Source organism: Pseudomonas mercuritolerans, assembly GCF_025706525.1.
Taxonomy (GTDB): Bacteria; Pseudomonadota; Gammaproteobacteria; order Pseudomonadales; family Pseudomonadaceae; genus Aquipseudomonas; species Aquipseudomonas mercuritolerans.
The window spans coordinates 345,729-372,674 of sequence record NZ_JAMSHA010000006.1 but is presented as its reverse complement, the minus strand read 5'-3'; the positions used below and the strand labels follow the sequence as shown (position 1 = coordinate 372,674).

Sequence of the window (26,946 nt, the reverse complement as noted above, 5' to 3'; positions counted from 1 at the left end):
TAGCTTGAAGCTTGTAGCTGCTTAATCGAATGTAATGCCCTGCGCCAACGGCAATTCCAGCGAGTAGTTGACGGTGTTGGTCTGCCGGCGCATGTACGCGCGCCAGGCATCGGAGCCGGATTCACGACCGCCGCCGGTCTCTTTCTCGCCACCAAAGGCACCGCCGATTTCCGCGCCGCTCGGGCCGATGTTGACGTTGGCGATGCCGCAGTCGCTGCCGACCGCCGACATGAACCGCTCGGCCTCGCGCACGTCGGTGGTGAAGATGCACGATGACAGGCCTTGCGGCACGGCGTTGTTCAGGCGCAGCGCTTCCTCGAAATCGCTGTAGCCGACCACATAGAGAATTGGCGCGAAGGTTTCGCTGCAGACCACGTCGCTCTGCTCGGGCATTTCCACGATGGCCGGCGACACGTAGTAGGCGTTGGGGAACTGCTCTTCCAGTTGGCGCTTGCCACCGAACACCCGACCGCCTTCGCTCAATGCCTGCTCCAAGGCGTCCTGCATGTTTTCAAAACTGTGTTTGTCGATCAGCGGGCCGACCAGATTGCCTTGCAGCGGATGGCCGATGCGTACTTTCGAATAGGCAGCCTTGAGGCGGGTGACGATTTCTTCCTTGACCGATTCGTGAGCGATCAGTCGACGCAAGGTCGTGCAGCGTTGCCCGGCGGTACCGACGGCGCTGAACAGAATCGCGCGCACCGCCATGTCCAGATCGGCGCTCGGGCCGAGGATCATCGCGTTGTTGCCGCCGAGCTCGAGAATGCTGCGGGCGAAACGCGCGGCGACTTTCGGCGCCACTTCGCGGCCCATGCGCGTGCTGCCGGTGGCGCTGATCAGCGCAACACGCGGATCATCGACCAGCGCTTCGCCGGCATCACGACCGCCGATCACAACCTGGCACAGACTCGCCGGAGCATCGCTGAAATTCTTCACTACGCGATCGAACAGTGCCTGACAGGCCAGCGCGGTCAGCGGGGTTTTCTCCGACGGTTTCCACACCACCGGGTTGCCGCAGACCAGCGCCAGGGTGGTGTTCCACGCCCACACTGCGACCGGGAAATTGAACGCGCTGATTACCCCGACCACGCCAAGCGGATGCCAGGTTTCACGCATATGGTGGCCCGGGCGCTCGGAGGCGATGGTCAGACCGTACAACTGGCGCGACAGGCCAACGGCGAAGTCGCAGATGTCGATCATCTCCTGCACTTCACCCAGACCTTCCTGAGTGATCTTGCCGGCCTCCCACGATACCAGCTCGCCGAGGTCGGCCTTGTACTCGCGCAACACTTCGCCGAACTGGCGCACCAGCTCACCGCGACGCGGCGCCGGCACCTTGCGCCAGTGCTCGAATGCATGATCTGCACGACTGATGTGCTGCTCGACTTCGGCAGCGCCTTCCCAGTTCACCGAGGCAATTTCGCTGCCATCGATGGGCGAATGCACCGGCACTTTGCCGTTCTGGTACAGGGCCGGGTTGACTCCCAGACGATCAAGCAATGCGGCAACCATCGGTCTCTCCTCAAGCAAAAACAGAATGTGTGCGGCCATTCTTCGCATGGCCGGGCAGGCCTTTAGTTGTAGCCTCACTGCGGCGATGCAACAAACGACCTTTACGCCAGATATCATTCCGTTTATTCATGCTGCCTGGCGAAAGACAAGAAAAAGGACTGGCCATGCTGAACAAACGCCACTTGCCCTCGATCACCGCGCTGCAATGCTTCGAGGCCGTGACCCGGCACCTGAGTTTTACCCGCGCTGCCGAAGAGCTGAACCTGACCCAGAGTGCGGTGAGCAAACAGGTCGCGCAGCTCGAAGAACTGTTGCAGCACTTGCTGTTCCGCCGCGTGCGTCGGCGTTTGCAGATGACACCGGCCGGGGATTTGTATCTGGTCGAGGTCAGAAAAATCCTCAGCCAAGTGGAGATGTCGACGCATTACCTGCGTTCCTACGGCGGCGAGACCGAAGTCCTGCGCGTTTCCACCCCGTCGACCTTCGGCGCGCGTTGGCTGGTGCCGCGCCTGAAAGGCTGGCGCCTGCGCCATCCGTCGATTCATCTGGATCTGTGCAACGAACAGGAAGCCGACGATCTGTTGCAGGGGCGCAGCGATCTGGCCTTCTATTTCGGCCAGGCTTCGCGGCCGGGCACCGAATGCCTGAAACTGTTCGGCGAACAACTGGTACCGGTCTGCGCCCCGGGCAGCCTGCCGGACACGCCATTCACTGACCCGACGCAACTCACCGACCTGGTGCTGCTGCAAAATGCCTCGCGACCGCAGGCCTGGCACGACTGGTTCGACAGTCAGGGCTACCACACCGAACACAGCTACCACGGGCCGCGTTTCGAAACCTTTTACATGTGCATCCGCGCCGCCCAGGTCGGTTGTGGCGTGGCGCTGCTGCCACGGTTTCTGGTGGAAGAGGAATTGGCCGAAGGCAAACTGGTCATACCCTGGCAGCATGCGATGCCCAGCAGCGATGCCTATTACCTGGCCTACCCGGAGCACGCGGCGGAAGTGCCGAAGGTGCGAGATTTTGTGAAATGGATGCTGGAGCAGATCGACAATCCCTGACCACCCCTTGTAGGAGCTGTCGAGTGCAACGAGGCTGCGATCTTTTGATCTTGAAAAAGAGCGTCAAAAGAACCCAGCCTCGCTCCATCTGGAGTTTTTTCAGGACGGTCATCCAGCGATAACAAACAGGCCCTCTACAATCCGGGATTGGGCCAGGCGCGCGCGCAGATCATCATCAATGGCGCAATCATCAGGCTTGTACAACCGAACGCGACGATACGCGTCGATGGGATTGATTTCCTCCCCCAGATACTCCCATACGACCCTGGAGCATGCGGGAGCGCGATGATCCGCAGCGGAAACACCCATCTTCAACCCATTGAGCCGGGTAATGCAGCTTTTGAAGCTTGGAATAAGGATGGTCTGACTGATTTCGTTGGAGGTGAGCGATTCATAATCGATAAAAAACAAGCGATCCCGAAGGTGATAGGCAATACCCAGATATTGATAACGCTCAAATTCCTCTGCCGCTTCAGAAACCTGTAATCGCTCGTTTCGCTCATAGACGATTTCATCGCCTTCGGCCCGCACATGTACCAGCGAGCACAGAATGGAGCCGGGTTCGGTCATCGCATGGTAGTACTCGTAGTAATAACCGGTATGCGCCTTTAATTCCGGTGAAGACTGGCGGCGCAGATGTTCGTGCATTATTTGTGAAGCGGCCCTTCCCACTAAAGAGTGACCCTTGTCAGCCTTCAGGCCTATCAGGATCGTGAATTGTTCTGTAGGCAGAATGATTTCGTTCTCATCGACACCAAAAAAATCACAGATGCGCTTGAGATTAAAAGGTGTAGGGAAACTTTTCCCACATAGATACTTATTGAATTGCCCACGATTGATGCGAAGCTTCCTACAAACCTCCGCGACAGATCTGTAATGACTACATAGCAGCTTTAAGTTAGCAGGAAAAAAATCACACATACCACAACCCAACACAGGTGAGAAAGGCACAACCATAGCAGCAACTCGCATCACATTTGAGCAACTTGCGAAATTGCACCGAATCAAATATGGCGGAATATTACGACGCCTGAATGACTTCAGGCCTGAATACACCCTTGATTTACCAGCACTCTTAATAGCAAGGAGCTTTGAATGCTAGATGTCATCAACGATTTTCTTTCGAGCAGGGTATTAATACCTTTTGTTCTTGGGCTAGGGGGTTATTTCACGATCCGATCAGGATTTGTTCAACTGCGATACTTCCCCCATATGTTCGGCGTTTTACTCGGTAGCTGGCGCGCAGGCGGCAACCATTTGAGTTCGCTCCAGGCGCTGACGCTCAGCCTCGCCGGGCGCGTGGGTACCGGAAATATCGTCGGGGTCGGAATTGCGGTGAGTATGGGTGGGCCCGGCGCGGTGTTCTGGATGTGGATGACCGCACTTCTGGGTATGTCGAGCAGCTTCTTCGAATGTACGCTGGGCCAGCTCTATAAACGCAGCGATGGCAATGGTCTCTATAGAGGCGGCCCGTCCTGGTACATTCAGCATGGCCTGAACCAGCGCTGGCTCGGGCTGATCGTAGCCATGCTGATGCTGGTGACATTCGGATTTGCCATCAATGGTCTCGAATCCCATGCGGTATCACACTCTTTGAAAGAAGCGTTTGATTTGCCGCCCCTGTGGTCGGGACTCGCGCTTTCATTGATGCTGGGCATCGTATTCATCGGCGGTATAACGCGGATTGCCGCAGTAGCCGACCTACTGGTCCCTCTAAAGGTTCTTGCCTACATCGGCGTGACGGCGTACGTGCTGGTTCTGCAGTTTGAACAAGTACCGATAATGCTGATGACCATTATCAGAAGCGCCTTCGGTCTGGATCAGGCGTTCGGCGGTCTGCTCGGCAGCGCCATCATCATGGGCGTCAGACGCGGAGTATTCTCCAACGAAGCAGGGCTGGGCAGCGCCCCCAATGTTGCTTCAGTGGCGAAGGTCAGCCATCCGGTTGCACAAGGTATTGTTCAGGCATTGAGCGTTTTCATCGATACGTTCGTGGTCTGCACCTGCACCGCACTGATGATCCTGTTATCCGGCTTTTACACTCCGGGATTTGAAGGCGACGCAATTGCCCTGGCACAAAACTCGCTGGCAGCGGTTGTAGGGGAGTGGGGAAGAATGTTCATAAGCATGGCGTTAGCATTATTTGTATTTACGGCAATGCTCTACAACTACTACCTCGGAGAAAACAGCTTGCGGTTCATGTTTGGTGAACCTGCAAAAACGCTGATCATCTATCGACTCATGGTTTTGGTAATGGTGTTCTGGGGTGCCAGCGAAGATCTCTCCACAGTTCTGGCGTTTGCCGATATAACCATGACCTTACTGGCGCTGGTAAACCTGATGGCGATGGCTCTCCTGTTCAAGATATGCCTGCGTGTCCTGCATGATTATGAAGTTCAACGTCGCAGTGGAATCAAGACACCCGTTTTTGATTCAAAACTTTTTCTCGATTTAGACCTCGATCCAATTGCATGGCCACCGGTGCCAACACATATCGAATAACGAAACTTAGCGCTCCGACTCTCCACTCGAGAGTCGGTGGGCAGCCCATCCAGGCCAACTCAGTGCGATAGCGTGATTAGTTCAAATAACCACGCTATACAAAATCAACATTTTCAAAGCTGCTACATCAAGAGCAATAAACTCTTCAATCCCTTGCCCGCAGACCACCTTGACGGAGTTAATGGCATGACTCGTTTTTACCCGCTGAAAGCAAACGCAACCAACATTCCAACCTTCTTCATAGACTCATATGCCGCGCGCGATCAGTTATTCGAAGACGCGTGTTTCAGAATCCGCGCCGCCACAAGTCTTCTGGAAGCTTTTACGTCCATCACTATCAAGGGCACCAACGACTCTGATTTTTACCGCCTCATACTTCCCGCCTATTTGTTGCTTCAGGACGGTGTAGATACGCTGGAACAGATTTCTTTCAAGGGAGACGGCCTTCATGCCTAAGATAGCAACCGATGAGATGATCAGGGCAGCGATGTTCAAGGCAGTGGAAACAAAGCTGATAGCAAGGCACTCGTTACTCGCCGAGTATTTGAAAAGCTGGGAGTGCATCGAGCAAGTGCTTCACGCCGCGCTTGAGGTGCAACCGAAAATGAACAATTTTTGCGGCTTGAGATGTATGGCCTCTGAAGATCTATCACCTGAAAGCAAAAAAGCGCTGGCAATCCCCACCGTCGATATGCGCCACTAGCGCCATCGATATAGACCGCGCAAGGCGCGGCGCAACTGGAGACCCGTTTATGAGCGAGAGTGTGTTTGCCGATCGCATCGTGCAGAACCTGCTCGACACCGACTTCTACAAGCTGACGATGATGCAGGCGGTGCTGCACAACTACCCCAACGTCGAAGTCGAATGGGAGTTCCGCTGCCGCAACGCCGAGGATCTGCGCCCTTATCTGGCCGAGATCCGTCATCAGATCGAGCGTCTGGCCGAGCTGAGCCTGAGTGCCGATCAGTTGAGTTTTCTCGAGCGCATCAGCTTTCTGAAACCGGATTTTCTGCGCTTCCTCGGCCTGTTCCGCTTCAACCTGCGCTACCTGCACACCGGCATCGAAAACGGCGAGTTGTTCATCCGCCTGCGCGGACCGTGGCTGCATGTGATCCTCTACGAGGTGCCGCTGCTGGCGATCGTCAGCGAAGTGCGCAATCGCTATCGCTACCGGGAAACTTCGCTGGAGCAGGCACGCGAACAGCTGTATCGCAAGTTTGACTGGCTGACCGCCAACGCCTCGGCCGATGAGCTGTCGCAACTGCAGGTCGCCGATTTCGGCACGCGCCGGCGCTTTTCCTTTGGCGTGCAGGCCGAAGTGGTCAACGTCCTCAAGCACGATTTCCCGGGTCGTTTCGTCGGCACCAGCAACGTGCATCTGTCCCGCGAGCTGGACATGAAACCGCTGGGCACCATGGCTCACGAGTGGATCATGGCCCATCAGCAACTCGGCCCGCGCCTGATCGACAGCCAGATCGCCGCGCTCGATTGCTGGGTGCGCGAGTACCGTGGCCTGCTCGGCATTGCCCTCACCGACTGCATCACCACCGATGCGTTTCTTGGCGATTTCGATCTGTTCTTCGCCAAGCTCTTCGATGGCCTGCGCCACGATTCCGGGGACCCGGTGGCGTGGGGTGAGAAGTGCATCGCGCACTACCACAAGCTCGGCATCGACCCGATGAGCAAGACCCTGGTGTTCTCCGACAGTCTGACCCTGCCGAAATCGTTGGAGATTTTCCGCGCGCTGCACGGTCGCATCAATGTGAGCTTCGGCATCGGTACCAATCTCACCTGTGACATCCCGGGTGTCGAACCGATGAGCATCGTGCTTAAAATGACCGCCTGCAACGGCCAGCCGGTGGCGAAGATCTCCGACGAGCCTGGCAAGACCCACTGCAAAGATCCGAATTTCGTCGCCTATTTGCGACATGTGTTTCAGGTTCCTGCCGAATCCAGTCTATCTAGCAAGGAGTGAATTCATGCAAGCCGTACAGCGTGAGATTGCTGAGCAGCTCAAGGTGCAACCACCGTTCGCCGACAATCAGGCCCTGCAGGCGGAAATTGCCCGACGCCTGACGTTCATCCAGGAATGTCTGGTCAATTCCGGGCTCAAGACCCTGGTGCTGGGCATCAGCGGCGGCGTCGACTCACTGACCGCCGGCCTCCTGGCCCAGCGCGCGGTACGTGAACTGCGCGAAAAAACCGGCGACGACCGCTACAAATTCATCGCTGTGCGCCTGCCGTACGAAACCCAGTTCGACGAGCACGACGCCAAGGCCTCGCTCGACTGCATCGCCCCTGACGAGATCCACACCGTGAACATCGGCCCGGCGGTCAAGGCGCTGGCAGCTCAGGTGTCGGCGTTCGAAGGCAAGCCGGCAGCGTCGGTGGATTTCGTGCTGGGCAATACCAAGGCGCGGATGCGCATGGTGGCGCAGTACACGATTGCCGGGGTGGCGGGCGGTCTGGTGATTGGCACCGACCACGCGGCGGAAGCGGTCATGGGTTTCTTCACCAAATTCGGCGATGGCGCCTGCGACCTCGCCCCGCTCAGCGGCCTGGTGAAAAATCAGGTGCGCGCCATTGCCCGCAACTTTGGCGCGCCGGAAACGTTGGTCGAGAAAGTGCCGACGGCTGACCTCGAAGACTTGTCTCCGGGCAAACCGGACGAAGCGGCGCATGGCGTGACCTATGCCGAGATCGATGCGTTCCTGCACGGTGAAACGGTGCGGGACGAGGCGGCGAAGATCATTGTCGATACGTACAACAAGACCCATCACAAGCGGGTCATGCCGTTTGCGCCGTAAGGGTTCGCAGGAGCCTGCAGGAGCCTGTAGGAGCTGACGAGTGCAACGAGGCTGCGATCTTTTGATCTTGCTTTAAAGATCAAGATCAAAAGATCGCAGCCTTCGGCAGCTCCTACAAAAAAAAAGCGTCCCGGGTGGACGCTTTTTTTGTATCTGAATCACTTGACGACGACAGTGCCTTTCATCATCGAGATGTGCCCAGGGAACGAGCAGAAGAAGCCGTAGCCACCGTCAGCCACCTTGGCCACATCGAAAGTCACCGAGTCGGTTTCCTTGGCGCCGATGATCTTGGTGTGGGCGATGATGCGGGCATCACCTTCCGGCAGGTAGTTCTTGTCGATACCGGCGGCCAGGCCAGCGGTAGCGATCGGCTGCATGTCGGCTTCTTTGCTGATCACCAGGTTATGGCCCATGACGTTCTTCGGCAGGCTGCCGGAGTGGGTCAGTTCGACGGTGAAAGTCTTGCAGCTCTTGTCGATCACGATTTCCTTGGTGTTGAAGGACATCTGATCGGTGGAATCAACGGTGGTTTTGCACTCGGCAGCCATCAATTGGCTGCTGGCCAGCGCCAGCAGGGATACCGCAACAACTTTGGAAAACATGGTGAATCTCCAAGGCAGGGTTAACAAAAACACTAGTGGTGGAAAGACTGCCTGAAATCATCGCAAGTTCATATGACTTGAGTCAAAAATTGTATACAACTTTCCGACTATGACACTCATCGACACAATCTAACGGCCATTTCGTTGGGCCAGCCCTATGATCGGCCCACCTACTGAAACGGAGTGTCTGTCATGTTCTTCAACGGTTTGCTGTGCAGCTTGCTCGCCGCCTACGCTTGTGGCGCAAGCGGTACTTTTGAATCACCCGAACGCGAAGTCTAGTCCTTGGAGCGCAGCGTGCCAGCCGTTACCCTGTGCGACTGATCGACTCAGGAGTAATGCATGTCGCTGAAATCCGTTTGTGTGTTTTGCGGTGCCAACGCCGGTACCGTGCCGGCCTACACCGAAGCTGCCGTGGCCCTCGGCCGGGCATTGGCCGAGCGTAATCTGACGCTGGTCTACGGCGGTGGTGCCGTCGGTTTGATGGGCATTGTCGCTGATGCCGCGCTGGCCGCTGGCGGCGAAGTGATCGGCATCATTCCGCAAAGCCTGATGGACAAGGAGATCGGCCACAAAAGCCTGACGCGCCTGGAAGTGGTCGACGGCATGCATGCGCGCAAGGCGCGGATGGCTGAGCTGAGCGATGCGTTCATCGCCCTGCCCGGTGGCCTTGGCACGCTGGAAGAGCTGTTCGAAGTCTGGACCTGGGGCCAGCTCGGCTATCACGGCAAGCCTTTGGGGCTGCTGGAAGTGAACGGTTTCTACAGCAAGCTCACCGCTTTTCTCGATCATATCGTCGGCGAAGGCTTCGTTCGCGCGCCACACCGTGACATGCTGCAAGTGAGCGAATCGCCAGATTCCCTGCTCGACGCCCTCGATCAGTGGCAGCCGACCGTCACGCCCAAGTGGGTCGACCAAAAACCCGGCTAACCCCCGGACACCGATACAGGGCAGAATACGCGCCGCTCAACCTCACCTTCGACCCCAGAGGATCGCCCATGGCCAAACCCAATTACTCCTTCGCCAAACGTCAACGAGACCTGGCAAAGGAACAGAAGAAAGAGGAAAAGCTTCAGCGCAAGAAGCAAACCGCTGAAGAAGCGGCACTGAACCCTGACGGTGAAGTGGCGACCGATGATGATGTTGATGCAACCGATGCACCGAAAGACCAGACGCCCGACGCCTGAGCCCCACCGGGTTTGATAATCGAATCAGACCCTGCGGATTTGTGACGGGGCCGGCAATTTTGCTGCCGGCCCTCACAGCCCTGCTTTCCCTGACACACCAAAATCCCTGTGGGAGCGAGCCTGCTCGCGAAAGCGGTGTATCTGTTACAAATCTTTTGGCTGACCTGACGCTTTCGCGAGCAGGCTCGCTCCCACATTTGAAAACTCATCAATTCTGCGGCATCACCGTAACCCGCACTTCCGGGTCATGATTACCGCCACCGAGAATCACCCCGCGCAGCGGCGACACATCGGAGAAATCCCTCCCCCACGCCAACGTGATGTGTTCCAGCGCCGGCCGCACATTGTTGGTCGGATCGAAATCCACCCAGCCCGATACCGGACAGAACACCGATACCCACGCATGCGAGGCGTCGGCGCCGATCAAGCGTGGCTGCCCCGGCGGCGGCTGGGTGAGCAGGTAGCCGCTGACATAACGCGCCGCCAGACCGCGCGAGCGCACACAGGCCAGCATCAGATGAGCGAAGTCCTGACACACGCCGCGTCGACGCTCCAGCACTTCCACCAGCGGCGTCGCCACCTGGGTGGCTTCGGCATCGAAGGTGAATTCGCTGAAGATCTTCTGCATCAGCGCCTGCACGCCGAGCAACAACGGTCGCCCCGGCGGAAAACAGCTTTGCGAGAACTCGACGAAGCTGCGCTTCAAATGCACATAGGGTGACTGGAACCGGTAGCGACAGGCTTCGAGCAAGTCGACGGAGAGCGGCTGACTGCTGTAGGTCAGCGCATCGCGGGTCTGCTCCCACGCTGGCGACTGGTTGAAATCCAGCGCCGGCCGCGCCAGCACCTCGACCGTCAGCCGGGCGTTGACCTGCAATTGGTCATGGGGCCGTTCAAATGCCAGACGCGTCAACGGATTGCCGAATACGTCCAGCTCATCCCGGCGCATGGTCGGCTCGGGGCTGATCAGCAACTGCTGCTCGGTGCAACGCTGCCAGCTGCATTCGCGCGGCCACAGGTGCGCCAGTTGCTGCGCGAGGGAAACCGGGCTGTCGTAGTGATAACAGGTGTCGTGAAAGATCTGATATTGAGCGCTCATCACACGGACACCGTTCGCTGGCTGACATCATCGACATGGGCGAAATGGCGCAGGGCCAGACGATCCGATACCTGGCCGCTGGCTTCGGCGATTTCCTGCAACAGATCGGCCAGACCATCGAGCGCGGCACGTACGCTGGATTTGCCGAATAGCGGGTTCTCCAGGCAATAGAGATCAAACCGCGACAGGCGCTCCACCAGTTGCGGCAGCGCGGTTTCCCGAGGCGCGGCGAAATCGTCGTTCAAGCGTTTCAGCGTGCGGGTGACCAGTTTCAGTTGAAACAGCACCGCGTGGGGGTTCTGCTCATCCAGCAGCAGCAAATCCAGTACCGGAATCAGTTGCGCCACCGCCAGATAGCGCGAGCGATAGGTGATGCTGCTGTTACCCAACTCCAGCAACCACTCCAGCCCGGCCTGATCGAAAGCACCCGCACCGCGCAGAAATGCGGCGAGGCTGCTGCTGAGAAATTGCAGGCGTTCGATGCGCCGGCCAATCATCAGAAAACGCCAGCCTTCGTCGCGGGTCATGTCATCCAGCGCAAACCCCGACAGCGCTGCCAGCGACATCACCAGACGGTTGAGAAAATCCAGCAGTTCGCCGAAGTCCGGTTCATCGACTTCCAGCTCCAGCGCCTCGCGCTGCAATTCGACCAGCGCCTGCCAGTTCTCCCGGGACAGCTTGCCGCGCACTTGCGAGGCGGCCCATTGCAGGCGTTGCAAGTTGGAGCGCAGGCTGAACGACCAATCCTCGCCCAGCAACGCAGCGAGCAGGCGCTCCGGCAGTGCGCCCTCATCCGGCAACAGCGTCAGCCGCTCGCCGAGATCGACCGCTGCTTGCAGCGCCTGCGGATCATCGCCATCGACGTAACGCGTGAGCATGATGCGCAGCAGCCGCGCGCTGTCGTCACAGCGCTCGCAGTAGCGGCCGAACCAGAACAGATTTTCCACCACCCGCGACGGCAGATATGGATCGCGGCGGACCAGATCGTGCACGCCGACACTGCGTTGCGCCTTCCACTGCTCGCCACTTGGCGCACGATCGCTGAGCACCCAGGTGTCCTTGCTCGCCCCGCCGCGCTGCATCGACACCACCTCGGCATCGGCTTCGGCCGCCACTCGGGTCAGACCGCCCGGCAATACGCGGTAGCCGTCGTGGCTGGCCACTGCATACATGCGCATGCCGATCGCGCGGGGTTGCAGGTGACCGTCTTCGGCTTGCCAGACCGGCGCCTGCGACAGTTGCGCCAGTTCTTGCGCAACATAGGCGTAAGGGCGCGCCTGCATGCGCTGCGCCAGCTCGAGGCGCTGACTGTCACTCAAATCACGGCCGAACACTGGGGCGAAGCTCTGCGACGGGAACGCCGGTTTGATCAACAGCTCCGGGAGTTTTTCCAGCGCCTGCGCCAGCACCGGCGCTTCACCGCACCACCAGGTAGCGATCGACGGCAGGATCAGTTCTTCGCCGAACAGGTATTGATTGATCTTCGGCAGAAACCCCAGCAGACCCGGCGATTCCAGCACGCCGCTGCCCAGCGAATTGGCGACCAGCACCCGCCCCTGCCGCACCGCCTCTAGTAGACCTGGGACGCCGAGCGCCGAGTCGGTACGCAGTTCCAGCGGGTCGCAGAAATCATCGTCGAGGCGGCGCATGATCGCGTGCACCCGGCGCAGGCCGCTGAGGGTTTTCAGGTACACCGTGGCATTGCGCACAGTCAGGTCGCCGCCCTCGACCAGCGGATAGCCGAGCTGACGGGCCAGATACAGATGCTCGAAATAACTTTCGTTGAACCGCCCCGGCGTCAGCAGTACCACCAGCGGTGCGTCATCGCCATCAGGAGCCTGACGCGCCAAAGTTTCCTGCAAGGTGCGGAAGAATCCGGCCAGATGCTGCACCTTCAGATCGCGGTACAAATCTGGAAAGGCGCGGGAGACGATGGTGCGGTTTTCCAGCGCATAGCCGGCCCCGGACGGCGCCTGCGTGCGATCGGCAGTGACCCACCAGCGACCATCCGGCGTGCGCGCCAGATCCACGGCATACAAATGCAAAAAAGCTGACTCGGGCGGGGCAATGCCCTGACAAGGCCAAAGAAAATTGTTGTGCCCGAATACCAGCTCGGCGGGCAGCAGGCCCTCGCTGATCAACCGTTGCGGACCGTACAGATCCGCCAGCACTGCGTTGAGCAAGCGCGCACGCTGAGCGATGCCGGCGGACAATTGCTGCCATTCATCAGCCGCGATCACATGGGGCAGCAGATCCAGTTCCCACGGCCGGTCAGCGCCCTTGGGATCGGCATAGACGTTGTAGGTGACACCGTTTTCCTGAATCTGCCGCGCCAGCAAGGCCTGACGCTGCACCAGTTGCGCCGGGCTGCTGCGCTGCAACTGATCGAACAGGCGCTGCCAATGCGCACGCACTGCGCCGCTGCCGTCGAGCAGTTCGTGATAGGTGCCCGCAGTCAGCGGGTAGCGGTCTAACAGGTCAGGCATGGAAAGCTCGGCAGACAGCAGGGAACGGTCAGACTAACGCAGGCACATGACACGCGGATATATACAAATCCGCGTGCCATGCAGGTTTCAGAAACGTCGCAGATCAAGAGTCATCGGCAACTCGTCACTGACTTCAACTTTCGGTATCGGGAGTTTGCCCGGTGTATGTCCGAGGCGGAAAAACCGCGCCATGCGCCGGCTCTCCGCTTCATTGGCATTGACCGGCAAGGTCTCGTAATTGCGCCCACCGGGATGGGCGACGTGGTACTGGCAACCACCCAGCGAACGCCCCATCCAGGTGTCGAGCAGGTCGAACACCAACGGCGCGTGCACCGGTATGGTCGGATGCAGGCAGTTGGCTGGTTGCCAGGCTCGAAAGCGCACCCCGGCGACAAACTCACCCACCCGCCCGGTCGGGTGCAACGGCACCGCGACGCCGTTGCAGGTCAGCAAATAACGTTGTGGCGGCAAGCCGCTGAGTTTGACCTGCAAGCGCTCCAGCGATGAATCGACGTAGCGCACCGTGCCGCCCGCTGAGCCCTCCTCGCCCAGCACGTGCCAGGGTTCGAGCGCCTGACGCAGCTCCAGCTCGATGCCATTGACGGCGTAGTCACCGACCTTGGGAAAACGAAACTCCAGGTGCGCAGCGAACCACTCCGCGCGCAACGGGTAGCCGGCGTTGTTGAGTTCGACGATGACGTCGGCGAAATCCTCTTCGATAAAGTGCGGCAACAGAAAGCGGTCGTGCAGCTCGGTGCCCCAGCGTGCCAGTTTCGCCGGCGTATAAGGCTCGCGCCAAAAGCGCGCGACCAGCGCCCGCAGCAGCAACTGCTGAGCCAGACTCATGCGCGCATGGGGCGGCATTTCAAAAGCGCGAAGTTCCAGCAAGCCAAGACGCCCGGTGGCGCCGTCCGGTGAATACAGTTTGTCGATGCAGAATTCGGCGCGATGGGTATTGCCGGTGACGTCGATCAGCAGATTGCGCAACAGTCGATCGACCAGCCACGGCGCACATTCCTCGCCCGGTTCCGGCATCTGCGCGAAAGCGATTTCCAGTTCGTACAAGGCGTCATTACGCGCCTCGTCGACCCGTGGCGCTTGGGACGTCGGGCCGATGAAGAGGCCGGAAAACAGGTACGACAGCGAAGGATGGTTGTGCCAGTAACTGATCAGACTGCGCAGCAGATCCGGCCGCCGCAGAAACGGTGAGTCCGCCGGTGTCGCGCCGCCGAGGACGAAATGGTTGCCGCCACCGGTGCCGGTGTGGCGCCCGTCGATCATGAACTTCTCGGTGGTCAGGCGGGTTTGCCGTGCCTGTTCGTAGAGAAACTCGGTGCGCTCGACCAACTCGTCCCAGCTCGCCGATGGCTGCACGTTGACCTCGATCACGCCCGGGTCCGGAGTGACACGGAAATTGCTCAGGCGCGGATCACTCGGTGGTTCATAGCCTTCCAGCAGCACCGGGCAATGCAATTCTTCGGCAGTGGCCTCAATGGCCGAGACCAGTTCCAGATAATCCTCGACCCGCTCCAGCGGCGGCATGAACAGATACAGCCGCCCTTCGCGGGCCTCGGCGCAGAATGCGGTACGGGTCAGCCAGTCAGCGGACTCATCGATTTCCGGCACGCGCTCGTCCAGCGCAGCAGGTTCGCCGTGCACACCGAGCTGCGCGGCATCCGGCAGTTCAGCGAAGTCCTGATTCGGATCGTTGGGATGGATGAACGGATATTCCGCCGCTTTCACCCACGGCTGCGACGCCAGCGGCAAGCGGTAACCCAGCGGCGAATCCCCGGGCACCAAGCGACAGTGCTCATCGCGCAGATACCAACGCCCGCTCTGCCATTGATCGCCCTTGGCCGTGCGCGCCAACGGCAGCACCTGACCGATCACCTTGTTCAGGCCCTGACTGAAGACCTTGCGCAATCGCGCGCGCTCCAGCGGTTCTTCCAACCGCGAATCTTCGGCGCTGACGTTGCCGGGCAACGCGCCCTCGCGCCAGAGGTAATAGAGAAGATCCTCGTAGGCCGGGAAGACGAAGCGTGCAGGCAACTTCAGGCGCTCGGCAACGCTGGCCAGAAAGCGTCCGGCCAGTTCGCCGTCGGCGCCATAGTCCTGCTGTTCGCCGGCGATCAATGCGTCGTTGTGCCAGATCGCGTGACCGTCGCGGCGCCAGTAACAATTGAGCGACCAGCGCGGCAATTGCTCGCCGGGATACCACTTGCCCTGACCGAAATGCACCAGCCCCTGCGGCGCGTATTGCTTGCGCATGCGCTGGAACAGTTCGGCGGACAGCCGACGCTTGTCCGGCCCCAGGGCGGCGGTGTTCCATTCGGCGCCGTCCGGGTCGTCGATGGAGACGAAGGTCGGCTCGCCGCCCATGGTCAGGCGCACATCGCCTTCGAGCAGATCGGCATCGATCTGCCGCCCCAGCGCCTGGATCGCCCGCCACTGTTCATCGGTGTAGGGCTTGGTGACTCGTGGCGCTTCCCAGATTCGCTCGACCGACATTTCGTGGCTGAACTGTGTCTCGCAAGGTTCGACCAGACCACTGATCGGTGCCGCCGAGGACGGATCGGGACTGCACGCCAACGGAATATGCCCTTCCCCGGCGAACAACCCGGACGTCGCATCAAGGCCAATCCAGCCGGCACCCGGCAGATACACCTCGCACCAGGCGTGCAGGTCGGTGAAGTCGACTTCGGTGCCGGACGGGCCGTCGAGGCTTTTCACGTCGGCGGTCAGTTGAATCAGGTAGCCGGAAACAAACCGCGCCGCCAGACCGAGATTGCGCAACAGCTGCACCAGCAACCATGCCGAATCACGGCAGGAACCGGAGGCGTGTTGCAGTGTGTGCTCCGGAGTCTGCACGCCGGGCTCCATGCGGATCAGGTAGCCGATGTCTTCGCTGAGGCGCTGATTGAGCGCCACCAGAAAATCCACCGCCGGCAGCGGCGTGCGGTCGATGCTGTCCAGGTAAGCCTTGAACGTTGGCGTCAGCGGCAGGGTTTCGAGGTATGGCGCCAGCTCCTTGCGCTCATCGGCGGCGTAGCTGAACGGGATTCGCTCGGCGTACGGTTCGAGAAAGAAATCGAACGGATTGAACACCGCCATTTCCGCGACCAGATCGACTTCGATGCGCAGCTCTGCGGTTTTTTCCGGGAACACCAGACGTGCCAGGTAATTGCCCTGGGGGTCCTGCTGCCAGTTGATGAAATGCTGCTCGGGCGAGACTTTCAGCGCATAGGAAAGAATCCGCGTGCGGCTGTGGGGCGCCGGGCGCAGGCGGACGATCTGCGGGCCGAGTTCGACAGCGCGGTCGTAGCGATAATGCGTGACGTGATGCAATGCGACATGAATCGACACGGCGTGCCTCCTGCGAGCCTTGGGCGTATGGGAAAGCGCGCAAGACTTATGCCATGCACAGGCTTGCGCGCTTTCGCGAAATGCTCAAGGCAGTACAGCACCAAAACCGGGCGATGCGAGGAAATGCTTGGACTCAGTTGCACGCAAATGTTGCGAACGCTGATTCTTGCGGTGTTTGATCGGACGCTTTCGCGAGCAGGCTCGCTCCCACATGTGCAATGCGTTCCCCTGTGGGAGCGAGCCTGCTCGCGAAGAGGCCAGCGGCAACAACTCATTTCCTGAGGCCTGAAATGCAAAACGCCAACCCGAAGGTTGGCGTTCTGTTCAGCTCAAGCAGTGTTTAGCGCGGCACGACCGGCTTGCGCATCGGCTTCGGCCCTTTGCCTTTGGCCGCATCCTTGCGTTCCTTGGCCGCCTGCTGGTTGCGGGCGAATGCCGCAGCCTTGGCCTGTTCACGCTTGTCCCACGGATTACCGCCATCACTGGCACGCGGCGGCAAACCGGTGTGCTGAGTGAGGATCTTGGTGGTCTTCTCTTTGGCGACCTTGTGGCTGCCGGCCGGCGTCGAGTTCTTGCGACGGGCGCTCTGGTAGCTGTCGGTGGCCGGCTGATGCGCCGGAATCAGTTGATCCTTGCCCGGGCCGATCAGATCGGCGCGGCCCATGCGGATCAGCGCTTCACGCAGCATCGGCCAGCCTTTCGGGTCGTGATAACGCAAGAACGCCTTGTGCAGACGACGCTGATCTTCGCTCTTGACGATGGTCACGCCGTCGCTCTTGTACGTCACCTTGCGCAGCGGGTTCTTGCCCGAGTGGTACATCGCCGTAGCGGTGGCCATCGGCGACGGGTAGAACGCTTGCACCTGGTCAGCGCGGAAGCCGTTGCCCTTGAGCCACAGGGCGAGGTTCATCATGTCTTCGTCGGTGGTGCCCGGGTGGGCGGCGATGAAGTACGGAATCAGGTACTGCTCCTTGCCCGCTTCCTTGGTGTACTTCTCGAACATGCGCTTGAACTTGTCATAGCTGCCGATGCCCGGTTTCATCATCTGGTTGAGCGGACCTTCCTCGGTGTGCTCCGGGGCGATCTTCAGGTAACCGCCGACGTGGTGGGTCACCAGCTCCTTGACGTACTCCGGCGACTCGACGGCGAGGTCGTAGCGCAGGCCGGAAGCGATAAGGATCTTTTTCACACCCGGCAGGGCACGGGCGCTGCGATACAGCTGGATCAGCGACGAGTGGTCGGTGTTCAGGTTCGGGCAGATACCGGGAAACACGCAGGACGGCTTGCGGCACGCGGATTCGATTTCCGGGCTCTTGCAGGCGATGCGGTACATGTTCGCAGTCGGGCCGCCGAGGTCGGAAATGACCCCGGTGAAGCCTGGGACCTTGTCGCGGATCTCTTCGATTTCGCGAATGATCGACTCTTCGGAACGGTTCTGGATGATCCGTCCTTCGTGCTCGGTGATCGAGCAGAAGGTGCAGCCGCCAAAGCAGCCACGCATGATGTTCACCGAGAAACGGATCATGTCGTAGGCCGGGATCTTCTCCTTGCCATACGCCGGGTGCGGCACACGGGCGTAAGGCATGCCGAACACGTAGTCCATTTCTTCGGTGGTCATCGGAATCGGCGGCGGGTTGAACCAGACATCGAGCTCGCCATGCTTCTGCACCAGCGCACGGGCGTTGCCCGGGTTGGTTTCCAGGTGCAACACGCGATTGGCGTGGGCGTACAGCACCGGGTCGTTACGCACCTTCTCCATCGACGGCAGGCGGATCACGGTCTTGTCGCGGGTCATGCGCGGGCTGGCCAGGATCTGCACGACCTTGGCTTCCTGCGGATCTTCGACCGGGCCTTTTTCCTGCTCGATGGCGCAGGCCTGGGTGTCCTGGGTATTCACGTACGGGTTGATGATCTTGTCGACCTTGCCCGGACGGTCGATGCGCGTAGAGTCGACTTCGTACCAGCCCTGCGGCGTATCGCGACGGATGAACGCGGTGCCGCGCACATCGGTGATGTCTTCGATCTTGTGGCCCCACGACAGGCGCTGGGCAACTTCGACAATCGCACGCTCGGCGTTGCCGTACAGGAGAATGTCGGCGCTGGCGTCGATCAGGATCGAGTTGCGCACGCGATCCTGCCAATAGTCGTAGTGAGCGATGCGGCGCAGCGAGGCTTCGATGCCGCCGAGCACGATCGGCACGTGCTTGTAGGCTTCCTTGCAGCGCTGGCTGTAGACCAGGCTGGCGCGATCCGGACGCTTGCCGGCCATGCCGCCGGGCGTGTACGCGTCATCGGAACGGATTTTCTTGTCCGCGGTGTAGCGGTTGATCATCGAGTCCATGTTGCCCGCCGCGACGCCGAAGAACAGGTTCGGCTCGCCGAGCTTCATGAAGTCGTCTTTGGACTGCCAGTTCGGCTGCGCGATGATCCCGACGCGGAAGCCTTGCGACTCCAGCAGCCGGCCGATGATCGCCATGCCGAACGACGGATGATCGACGTAGGCATCACCGGTAACAATGATGATGTCGCACGAATCCCAGCCGAGCTGATCCATCTCCTCCCTGCTCATCGGCAGGAATGGCGCTGGCCCGAAACATTCGGCCCAATATTTTGGATAGTCAAATAACGGCTTGGCTGCTTGCATGTCGACGACCGGTGTTGAAGTGAAAAATCGCGGGCGCGGAATATAGCACAAATTTTGACCAATTCCGACGACGGTGGTCGGTTTCTCTGTGCGCTGCTCTCGCGCCGCCAACCCGCCACACATTACGCGTTTTTGTTGAACGCACGACGCACGAAACGGCAAGGAAGCCGCCCGCCTGTCGCACTCCCATCGGGGGTAGCGCGGCGTGAAAATTGAAGGAAGACAGGCAATGCCATCCAAACCGCCAAGCAGAGGCACGACGACCGTCTCGGTTCATCCACCGCGCCTTTATGACTCGCCAATCAGGTCCGGTTTCACGCCGCACTTCGACGGCGGGCCGACGCCGAGAATCCCCACGCGCCCGACGCCGCCAGCGCCCACGGCAACCGATGCCGGACTTCATCGCATTATTTCCCTGCCACCGCCGGTATCGGTCAGGGCGGTAGTTGCTTCATGGCCGGACCCGACCGTGCGCGAACGCCCTTTGAAGGATTACTGGATCAATCCGCTCATGGTTGTCCCTGCCGCCGACCACCGGGGCATTTCGACTTTCCGCGGCCGTCACTATGTCAAAGTGCCGGAGGGCGGCACCGTGCAGGTGGGTCTGGACCCGGCCGGCCGTTACCGGGCGAAGCTGCCCAGCGAATTGTATCCGTCCGGGCCACTGTTGCAGCTCGACGCCGACCTCGGTCTCTGGCAACCGGCCGAAACCTCTTCGCCAATGACTTACCCGTTATCCGCCACGCGACTGGAAGCGTTTCGCACCGATCTGGATTTCAGCACGGTCGCCCCGGACAGCGATGGGCTCTTGCGTTTTGACGGCAAGCTGTACGCACGGATTGACAATCACGCCTATCAAGTCTTGCACGATCTCGAAGCTTCAATGCCGCGCAGGGCAGTGATGCGCATCGTTCGCGCCGACGATCCGGTCGCAACCGCTGAGAACAATATATACGTGGCATCGCGCCCCGGCAGATCGGAACCCATCGCCTTTGACTCCCGCTACGGCTGGCAGGGAACCATCGTATACGGTGCAGCGGGCATGCCAAAAAAGACTACAGAACCGCTGAGTGTCGCCCTGGAGCGTTTCGAAGTGTCTTCTGAACTGGAGCGAATAAAGCGGGGGAGCCAGAAAGCTCAAAAGAAACGGCAAAAGCTTATATCCGCATGGCTGACTGCAAAGGGTCTGGAGGCAGAACCTGCCGGGAAAACCGCAGGTGAATTAACCGCACTTGTTGATCGCGAAATGCACAGCGAAAGGGACCTGAAGCGGCTTGGCAAGGCACTGGAATACTATGAGAGCAAAAAGTCCGTCATCAAGAACATCAGGACGGACGACCAGTACAGAAACGAAATGATTGCGCTGCAAAAAGAACAAATGTTCGCCTACCAGCAACTCATAGAATGTGGCCTGTCGCGCCGCGCACTGGAAGGACCGTTGCTCGATCTCGACCCGGAAAGGCTGCCACATACGGTCATTTTCCTCAGCAGATTGCTGGAGCGCATGAAAAAGCGTCAGCTCATTGCCGACAAACTGCTGAAAAAATGGAAAGTTTCGGCAGATGATCTGGGCCAGGACGTTCTTTCACCGATGGATACTCATGACGTAGTTGCCTCCTGGGTCCTGACCAAAAGCTTGCTGCTGGACAATCCTCGATCAAGCGGGGATACCCCTCAGGCCTCTGAACTGGCCGTCCAGTTTGGTCAGATGACTTTCGTCTACGGAGCGCTCGACACCTTTGCGCCTCCCTCACACCCTGCTGTGCTACGTGACCTGTCGCAGCAATGCGCCGCTATCCGCGACCGGTATGAACGGCTTGACCTGCCAGACGGAGATTTGCAGGCCACTTCACGCAATGAAATCAATGCAGAAATCCATGCGTTTGAGCAAACTCTGGAAAACCGCCTGACCCATATTTACCACGCCCAGCCCGACAGAACCGCGCTGACAGCTCATGAACCGATTGACTTTGACTTCATTCCGCCACAGGCCGCAACGAGTCCAAAAACCATACACTGGCGACTCTTTCGCGCAAAAAAGCATGGCGTTTATAAAATTCATTTCGGCGAGGCACGACGGACCACGCGGGGTGAGGAAGTCATAAGCGTCAAAAACCTGCTTGATCCGAAACAACCCGGACAGATCTATGAGCGCAGAGACGGCGAATGGCGCCCGGCGCAGACGTTGCAGACGTTGCAGCACAAACAGCTTTCCACGCTGATCAGCGAAGCCAATCGGCATTTGCAGCAATCCGAATCCTGCGTGGTGACCGCCGTCAATCAGGAAAAGTCGAAATACCATCCCGACAATATTGTCGAAACGCTCGAAATACGGGCCAAAGAGCTGGACGACACCGCTTTTGGTCTTCAGCGCTTCGAAACCATCGATGCCCGGGCCCCCGCCCTCATCCAACGACTTCGGCACGAGAGTCAACGCCTGCGCGACACGGGCGAAAACATTCGCATACGGATCTACAAGGACAAAAACTTTCTGTGCGTTGACCGGCTGATTTATCTGATGGATCACGCGCGGGTCAACGTGCGCAAAACCCACCAGCGATTACGCCGAGGCAAGGGCAAGAACAGCGAGTATCTGGACCTTTACTCGATCAGAGATGCCACTGACGACAGAGAGCTCTGGCACGCGCATTTCCATTATCCGGCACCGGACACGCCAGAGCTGAACTTCAGCGTGCGCGGCGCCCATCTGAAAACCCTCCAGCAAAGCGCGCGGGGCATCAGTTCACAACGCCGGGAAGCACGGGCGGGGCGCGAACACGTCACCATCTGGCGCGAACATTTCGACGGGCGCACGGCGCAGAGAGTTTTCGACATGGCCGCGAACGCTACTCCCCTCGCCAATCCCGGGCCATCAACCAGCTCGAAGCAGCAGCCAAGGCTCACCTCAAGAGCCGGTCAGTGATACCTCTCAGGCAATGATGCCGAACAGCCGGGGAGCACCGGATGCCGAGTGCTGCCAGGCAACCTCTACAAGGAATGTAAATACATGCCAATCAAGATAGCCACCAAAGGCAACACCACCGTCGATGTCCATTTGCGGCCGGATACGCCAGTGGATCCACCCGCGCTACGCCCTGACATAACCCTGCGACCTGGCTTGGAAGCCGAAACGCTGATTACACCACCACGGCCGGGCAGTACCACAGGCAGCGCTGACGCTGACGCAATCGGTCTGGCTCCGACCGTTACTGTGCACCCCACCCGGTCAGGACAGGATAGCGTTGATCTCGGCGACCGATCGCTGGAACACTATCGACTCTCCCTTACACCCAGCCTGCCCGCTGCCAATACCGAGGGTTTGAGATTGTTCAAGGGCCGCCAGTACGTAGAGCTGGCCGATGGCGGCTTAGTGCAGGTTGGCAAGGAATCGCAGAGCGGTCTCTGGCGGGCCACGCTGGCGAGCGAATTGACGCCCACAGGGCCGGCGATGCTGCGAAACCCCGACGACGGGCTGTGGCATGCATTCGAGCACTCGCAGCCAACCACGTTTGCCCTGTCAGCGACCCGCCTGGAGGACTTTCGCACTGCACTGGACTTCAGCAGCGCCATAGGCGACAGCGACGGTCTGCATCGCTTTGAAGGAAAGCTCTACGCCGTGATCGACAATCACGCGTATCAGGTACTGCAAGATCTCGATGCCTCGACGCCCTGGTCGCAGGTGATGCGCATCGTCAGAGCCGAAGATCCGGTGGCCGTCGATGCGGACAATCACTATGTCGCCTCACGACCGGGTCGCTCGCAAGCGATTGTGCTGGACCCAAGCGAGGGCTGGGTCGGTGTCAGCACCGGGGGCGCCGGCGGGATGCGGCGGGCAGAGCGGAATCCGTCCGCTCGTCGAAGTCTGGCAGAGCGCTTCTTCGCGTTCACCCACCGTTCGAGCCGACCCGAGGCTCGGGTACGAAAACTCTATCCATCGTTCGACGATCAACAGGTTGCAGCCTTCCTTCGAACGCTGGGTGACGACGTCGACGGCGGACTGACCACGAAGGAGACCGAGTACAGCAACCTGGAAAAAGACCTGCAGGCGTGGACAGCGACACACAAGCATCTGACCGTTCCTTCAGCGCAAGGGCCTGTCACCAATTGGGCAAATACCGTCGCTAACGGAATCAAACGCTGCTGGAGTCAAGAAACGACGCAATTGCGCTTTCCCCTCAGTCACGCACCGTTGCCTGCCCTGAGAGCGGATTTCAACCATGTCCGTTTTCTGGAAATGGACTCGGTGGCGTGGTCGCCTGCTGCAGAAACCTTTTTGAGCGGCTTTAGCGGCCTGCAGAGTTTGAAAATTACCCGCTCGGGCCTGGAAAAACTGCCGGCAGCCGTCAGCCAAATGCACAACCTGACCGAGCTGAATCTGCGCACCAACAAGCTCCAGCTTGATGAGGCCAGCGCCGCCGCACTCGGCGGCCTGGCGAACCTGGAGGTCCTTGTCCTGACGAAAAACCCTTTGGGCAAGTTGCCCGATTTCAGCGCGATGCCCAACTTGCAAGAGCTGGACCTTTGCGCCACAGGCATCAAGGGCTGGCCGACCGGCCTGAAGGGACTGACCGCTCTGAAAAAGATCGACTTGCGCCATAACAAGCTGCAAGAGGTGCCCGCCGAGCATCTGAACCCAGCGGACGACCAGTTCGAGGCCATTGTCCATATCAACCGTCACATCCTGCTGGAAAACAATGCGTTCCCCGCCGATTACTGGCAGAAGTTCGAGCGCTTCTGGCTGCAGGCGGAGGCCAGGAAAGCCGAGTGGGCCGCTGGCGCTCTGGAAGGCGCTTTCAGGCTCAAGGAAGGCATTGGCGTCATTGACCGGACGCGAAATCTGTATGCGCATCTGGACGTGGCCGGCGCGAAGAAATTCATCATGGGGCTGGGCGACGATACAGACGCGGTGCTGACACGGCGCAGCGAAGCGTTTGCCCAGTTGGACACGAGCCTTGATGCCTACAAGCAATCCTGTGCACTGCTGAGCAACGCCGGCCAACGCAAACGGGCACTCGAGACTGCGACGGCGATCAGGCAATGCTGGCTTGACCAGACGCAAACGACACTGACGCTCGATTACCTCGGTCTGGTCGGGATAAGCAACAAACAATCCATGCTGCCGGACCTGAGCGCAGACTTCGGACACGTGCGCAAATTGACACTGATCGGGGTGGAGTGGTCGCCGGCTGCCAATACTTTCCTGTCCGGCTTTAGTCATCTGCAGCACCTGAGCATTGGAAATTCAACGCTCGACAAGCCACCGACGATGCTCAGTCAAATGCAAACGCTCACCTGGTTGAATCTGGGTTCCAACCAGATTGAACTGGATGCGCAAGCCGTCGCGACAATCGCTGGCCTGAACCGATTGACCCATCTGAACCTGTCGCACAATCCATTGAAGATAACGCCGGACGTCAGCGCCATGTCAGGCTTGACCACGCTGAACCTGAGTCATGCGCAGATCTCCCGCTGGCCGCTCGGACTGCTGAACAAGACCGCTTTGACTGGCGTCGATTTGGGCAGCAACCTTTTAACCGACGTTCCCGAGGCCCACCTCAACCCGCCCGCCGATCAACTCGCCGCTGTTGCGCGGATCAACAATGTCACGTTATTGACAAGCAATCCCGGCATTCCCTCCAGCTATGTGAGGAAATTCGAAGGTTACTGGCGTCGCCTGAACACAGCACATCCGGAGTTGATGACCCCGGTCCACCCTTCAGCCTTCGACCATGACAAATCGCGGGCGCAACGCTACCACCGCCTCTATCCAGCCAAAAGCATCAACGACTGCCGCAAATACCTGTGGGGCCTCGAGCCTGGCACCGTGGGCACGAGGCTGAGTCAGCTCGAACGCGAGTTCGCGGTTTTGAACCAGCAGCTCGACGCATGGGTATTTTCCGGGGGAGGTAACCGTCAAGGTTATATTCCTGCCAACCAACTCATGCTCAATGCCGAAAACCGAGCTGACCGGACCACGGCGCGAGACCGGATCATCAACTGCTGGCGGCAGGAAACACCGCAGCAGACGGCATTTGACGGGACCAGTATAGGCCTGGAGCTGGACCTCAGCGGTCTGAACCTGCCAAGCCTCCCGGATATCGACGCGGACTTCAGCCATGTGGGTTCGGTCAAGCTCCGCGATATGCACTTGAGTGCTTCGCCCGAAGGCTTCCTTACCCGTTTCAGGCACGTGCGCTGGCTGGATCTTTCCAAAAACCAATTGCGCGTACTGCCCCCGGCCATTGGCCAAATGAACGGGCTGACCAAGCTGTTCCTGCAGCACAATGAAATATCCCTGACCGTCGATACGGCACGGATCCTGTCGGAACGCACCACCCTGCGAGCGCTATGGCTGAGTAACAACCGGCAACTTGGCATCGTCCCGGACTTCAGTCGGATCCCCGACATGCGTTCGGTCAATCTGGCTAGCACAGGCATTTCGGAATTTCCTGTCGGCCTCAGCGCACAGCCCTCCCTGGACACCGTCAACCTGAGCAATAACCGCATTGAGCAAATTCCGGACTTCGTCTTTGACGCGGTGCCGTTCCAAGTCAACGACGTAACCAATATCCGCTTCAACCAGTTGAACAACCAGTCCCGCGCCCGTCTGGTCGAATATGCCGGGCGCCTCGCAGCCGCCGGCATGTTCATGAGTGGCAGGAATAATCTGATCGACACAGGGCTGAGCATGAACATGCCGAACATCAGGGCCCTCCTGCTGGACACCATGACTCGCTGGACCGTCGGGTTGCCAGCCACCGAAGTCGCCACAAGACGACAGCAATGGCAAACCGTGCGCGATGAGCAAGGTTCCGATGGGCTGTTCAACACGATTGACCGCCTGCTGAGCGAGCCCGCCAGCCACCCTGACCTGCAACGCAGGGTCTGGAACCTGATCGACAGCATCACGGAAAACACTGCTCAATCCGAACATTTGCGCCGGGAAGTACTGGACCGCGCGGGCGACCCGGCATGTTGTGACCGGGCGGCGTTCACGTTCACCAATCTGGAAGTGCTGACCCTCGCGCACAAGGCCCGCTCCCAGGCCCGTGACGAGGCACAAGGCAAACAACTGTCGGCATTGTCCAAGGCCCTGTTCCGTCTGCATGAGGTCGACAAGATTGCCTCAGCGGATATCGCCCAGCGTGAAGCCCGCATCGCCGCGTCCAGAACACCTGAGGAGGCACGAGTGTTCGGGCCTCCTCGCGTACCCGAAGAAATCGAAGTGCGGCTGTTCTATCGCTTTCGCCTGAAGGATCGTCTGCAACTGCCGGGACAGCCGGAACGGATGGGCTTCGCCCGATTGGCTGACGTGTCGGAGGCACAACTGAATGCCGCGTATGAAAAGGTGATCGCGCAGGATAATTCGCCGGAAGAGTTTCAGGCACTGGTGGCCAGAGAGTTCTGGCAGGAGTTCATCACGCACAAGTACCGGTCGCAGTTTGAAACACAACGCGATCCCTTCCAGACGCGCCAGGCGACGCTAGATGATGCGCATTCGGCCAGTGAGCTTTCATTCGTCGACTACAAGGCACAATCGATGTCGCTGCAAGCCGAGTTGGCAATCAAGGAAGCGGAGTTGATCACAACCCTGAGCCGGCAGGAACTCAGCGAATATGCGATGCAAAATTCCGAAACGGCAGCAGTTGAAACTGAATAACCGCTGAAACAGAGGTGCAACT

Annotated in this window: 17 protein-coding genes; 10 read left to right on the top strand and 7 right to left on the bottom strand. The window is 59.3% G+C overall.

Translation table 11 applies throughout. The annotated features are described in order from the left end of the window. Positions 1-21 precede the first annotated feature (21 nt). Positions 22-1,512 carry an L-piperidine-6-carboxylate dehydrogenase gene (amaB, locus tag ND528_RS19015; RefSeq protein WP_130910615.1) on the bottom strand — a complete coding sequence of 497 codons (1,491 nt, stop codon included), beginning with the start codon at positions 1,510-1,512 and terminating at the stop codon, positions 22-24. A gap of 164 nt (positions 1,513-1,676) precedes the next feature. Between amaB and ND528_RS19010 the strand changes: the two genes are divergently transcribed. Continuing rightward, complete coding sequence (locus ND528_RS19010) at positions 1,677-2,573, top strand: LysR family transcriptional regulator (RefSeq protein ID WP_263470917.1); 897 nt, start codon at positions 1,677-1,679, stop codon at positions 2,571-2,573. 108 nt (positions 2,574-2,681) lie between these two features. On the opposite strand, the gene ND528_RS19005 is transcribed toward ND528_RS19010, so the two are convergent. Further along, a complete protein-coding gene (locus ND528_RS19005; protein ID WP_263470982.1) occupies positions 2,682-3,494 on the bottom strand; it encodes a helix-turn-helix domain-containing protein in 813 nt (270 codons plus the stop codon). Positions 3,495-3,668: 174 nt separating this feature from the next. Here ND528_RS19005 and ND528_RS19000 point away from each other — a divergent pair, with 174 nt between their 5' ends. From ND528_RS19000 to nadE, 5 genes are all read left to right on the top strand, one after another. Then, positions 3,669-5,075, top strand: coding sequence for an alanine/glycine:cation symporter family protein (locus ND528_RS19000; RefSeq protein WP_130910613.1), 1,407 nt, complete (start codon positions 3,669-3,671; stop codon positions 5,073-5,075). A gap of 186 nt (positions 5,076-5,261) precedes the next feature. Further along, positions 5,262-5,531 carry a hypothetical protein gene (locus tag ND528_RS18995; RefSeq protein ID WP_263470916.1) on the top strand — a complete coding sequence of 90 codons (270 nt, stop codon included), beginning with the start codon at positions 5,262-5,264 and terminating at the stop codon, positions 5,529-5,531. Further along, positions 5,524-5,778 (top strand): hypothetical protein, encoded by a 255-nt coding sequence (locus ND528_RS18990; protein ID WP_039756928.1) that lies wholly within the window; start codon positions 5,524-5,526, stop codon positions 5,776-5,778. Before ND528_RS18995 ends, ND528_RS18990 begins: the two co-directional genes overlap by 8 nt. Before the next feature lie 49 nt (positions 5,779-5,827). After that, a complete protein-coding gene (gene pncB / locus ND528_RS18985; protein ID WP_024011382.1) occupies positions 5,828-7,051 on the top strand; it encodes a nicotinate phosphoribosyltransferase in 1,224 nt (407 codons plus the stop codon). Between the two features lie 4 nt (positions 7,052-7,055). After that, positions 7,056-7,883, top strand: coding sequence for an ammonia-dependent NAD(+) synthetase (gene nadE / locus ND528_RS18980; protein WP_263470915.1), 828 nt, complete (start codon positions 7,056-7,058; stop codon positions 7,881-7,883). Positions 7,884-8,041: 158 nt separating this feature from the next. On the opposite strand, the gene azu is transcribed toward nadE, so the two are convergent. Continuing rightward, positions 8,042-8,485 carry an azurin gene (gene azu, locus ND528_RS18975; RefSeq protein WP_263470914.1) on the bottom strand — a complete coding sequence of 148 codons (444 nt, stop codon included), beginning with the start codon at positions 8,483-8,485 and terminating at the stop codon, positions 8,042-8,044. Between the two features lie 342 nt (positions 8,486-8,827). On the opposite strand from azu, the gene ND528_RS18970 reads away from it, so the two are divergent. Continuing rightward, a complete protein-coding gene (locus ND528_RS18970; RefSeq protein ID WP_024011379.1) occupies positions 8,828-9,415 on the top strand; it encodes an LOG family protein in 588 nt (195 codons plus the stop codon). A gap of 68 nt (positions 9,416-9,483) precedes the next feature. After that, entirely contained in the window at positions 9,484-9,672 is a 189-nt protein-coding gene (locus ND528_RS18965; RefSeq protein ID WP_130910695.1) for a hypothetical protein, read from the top strand. Between the two features lie 208 nt (positions 9,673-9,880). On the opposite strand, the gene ND528_RS18960 is transcribed toward ND528_RS18965, so the two are convergent. The 4 genes from ND528_RS18960 to ND528_RS18945 form a co-directional block, all read right to left on the bottom strand. Next, positions 9,881-10,771, bottom strand: coding sequence for a transglutaminase family protein (locus tag ND528_RS18960; RefSeq protein ID WP_122693331.1), 891 nt, complete (start codon positions 10,769-10,771; stop codon positions 9,881-9,883). After that, positions 10,771-13,257 (bottom strand): circularly permuted type 2 ATP-grasp protein, encoded by a 2,487-nt coding sequence (locus ND528_RS18955; RefSeq protein WP_263470913.1) that lies wholly within the window; start codon positions 13,255-13,257, stop codon positions 10,771-10,773. The genes ND528_RS18960 and ND528_RS18955 overlap by 1 nt, the downstream gene beginning before the upstream one ends. A gap of 87 nt (positions 13,258-13,344) precedes the next feature. Beyond that, the gene (locus ND528_RS18950; RefSeq protein ID WP_263470912.1) at positions 13,345-16,620 is read right to left on the bottom strand and encodes a transglutaminase family protein; all 3,276 of its coding nucleotides are present in this window, start codon (positions 16,618-16,620) and stop codon (positions 13,345-13,347) included. A gap of 340 nt (positions 16,621-16,960) precedes the next feature. Beyond that, positions 16,961-19,264 carry a YgiQ family radical SAM protein gene (locus ND528_RS18945; RefSeq protein WP_263470911.1) on the bottom strand — a complete coding sequence of 768 codons (2,304 nt, stop codon included), beginning with the start codon at positions 19,262-19,264 and terminating at the stop codon, positions 16,961-16,963. 229 nt (positions 19,265-19,493) lie between these two features. Here ND528_RS18945 and ND528_RS18940 point away from each other — a divergent pair, with 229 nt between their 5' ends. Together ND528_RS18940 and ND528_RS18935 are read left to right on the top strand one after the other, a co-directional pair. After that, on the top strand, positions 19,494-22,187 hold the full coding sequence (locus tag ND528_RS18940) for a hypothetical protein (RefSeq protein WP_263470910.1): 2,694 nt from the start codon (positions 19,494-19,496) through the stop codon (positions 22,185-22,187). Between the two features lie 84 nt (positions 22,188-22,271). Further along, positions 22,272-26,924 carry an NEL-type E3 ubiquitin ligase domain-containing protein gene (locus ND528_RS18935; RefSeq protein WP_263470909.1) on the top strand — a complete coding sequence of 1,551 codons (4,653 nt, stop codon included), beginning with the start codon at positions 22,272-22,274 and terminating at the stop codon, positions 26,922-26,924. The last annotated feature ends 22 nt before the right edge of the window (positions 26,925-26,946 follow it).

Excerpts from the sequence above, each read along its gene's own strand:
- amaB (WP_130910615.1), bottom strand. The coding sequence starts at position 1,512 with ATGGTTGCCGCATTGCTTGATCGTCTGGGAGTCAACCCGGCCCTGTAC.
- ND528_RS19010 (WP_263470917.1), top strand. The coding sequence starts at position 1,677 with ATGCTGAACAAACGCCACTTGCCCTCGATCACCGCGCTGCAATGCTTC.
- ND528_RS19005 (WP_263470982.1), bottom strand. The coding sequence starts at position 3,494 with ATGTGTGATTTTTTTCCTGCTAACTTAAAGCTGCTATGTAGTCATTAC.
- ND528_RS19000 (WP_130910613.1), top strand. The coding sequence starts at position 3,669 with ATGCTAGATGTCATCAACGATTTTCTTTCGAGCAGGGTATTAATACCT.
- ND528_RS18995 (WP_263470916.1), top strand. The coding sequence starts at position 5,262 with ATGACTCGTTTTTACCCGCTGAAAGCAAACGCAACCAACATTCCAACC.
- ND528_RS18990 (WP_039756928.1), top strand. The coding sequence starts at position 5,524 with ATGCCTAAGATAGCAACCGATGAGATGATCAGGGCAGCGATGTTCAAG.
- pncB (WP_024011382.1), top strand. The coding sequence starts at position 5,828 with ATGAGCGAGAGTGTGTTTGCCGATCGCATCGTGCAGAACCTGCTCGAC.
- nadE (WP_263470915.1), top strand. The coding sequence starts at position 7,056 with ATGCAAGCCGTACAGCGTGAGATTGCTGAGCAGCTCAAGGTGCAACCA.
- azu (WP_263470914.1), bottom strand. The coding sequence starts at position 8,485 with ATGTTTTCCAAAGTTGTTGCGGTATCCCTGCTGGCGCTGGCCAGCAGC.
- ND528_RS18970 (WP_024011379.1), top strand. The coding sequence starts at position 8,828 with ATGTCGCTGAAATCCGTTTGTGTGTTTTGCGGTGCCAACGCCGGTACC.
- ND528_RS18965 (WP_130910695.1), top strand. The coding sequence starts at position 9,484 with ATGGCCAAACCCAATTACTCCTTCGCCAAACGTCAACGAGACCTGGCA.
- ND528_RS18960 (WP_122693331.1), bottom strand. The coding sequence starts at position 10,771 with ATGAGCGCTCAATATCAGATCTTTCACGACACCTGTTATCACTACGAC.
- ND528_RS18955 (WP_263470913.1), bottom strand. The coding sequence starts at position 13,257 with ATGCCTGACCTGTTAGACCGCTACCCGCTGACTGCGGGCACCTATCAC.
- ND528_RS18945 (WP_263470911.1), bottom strand. The coding sequence starts at position 19,264 with ATGCAAGCAGCCAAGCCGTTATTTGACTATCCAAAATATTGGGCCGAA.
- ND528_RS18940 (WP_263470910.1), top strand. The coding sequence starts at position 19,494 with ATGCCATCCAAACCGCCAAGCAGAGGCACGACGACCGTCTCGGTTCAT.
- ND528_RS18935 (WP_263470909.1), top strand. The coding sequence starts at position 22,272 with ATGCCAATCAAGATAGCCACCAAAGGCAACACCACCGTCGATGTCCAT.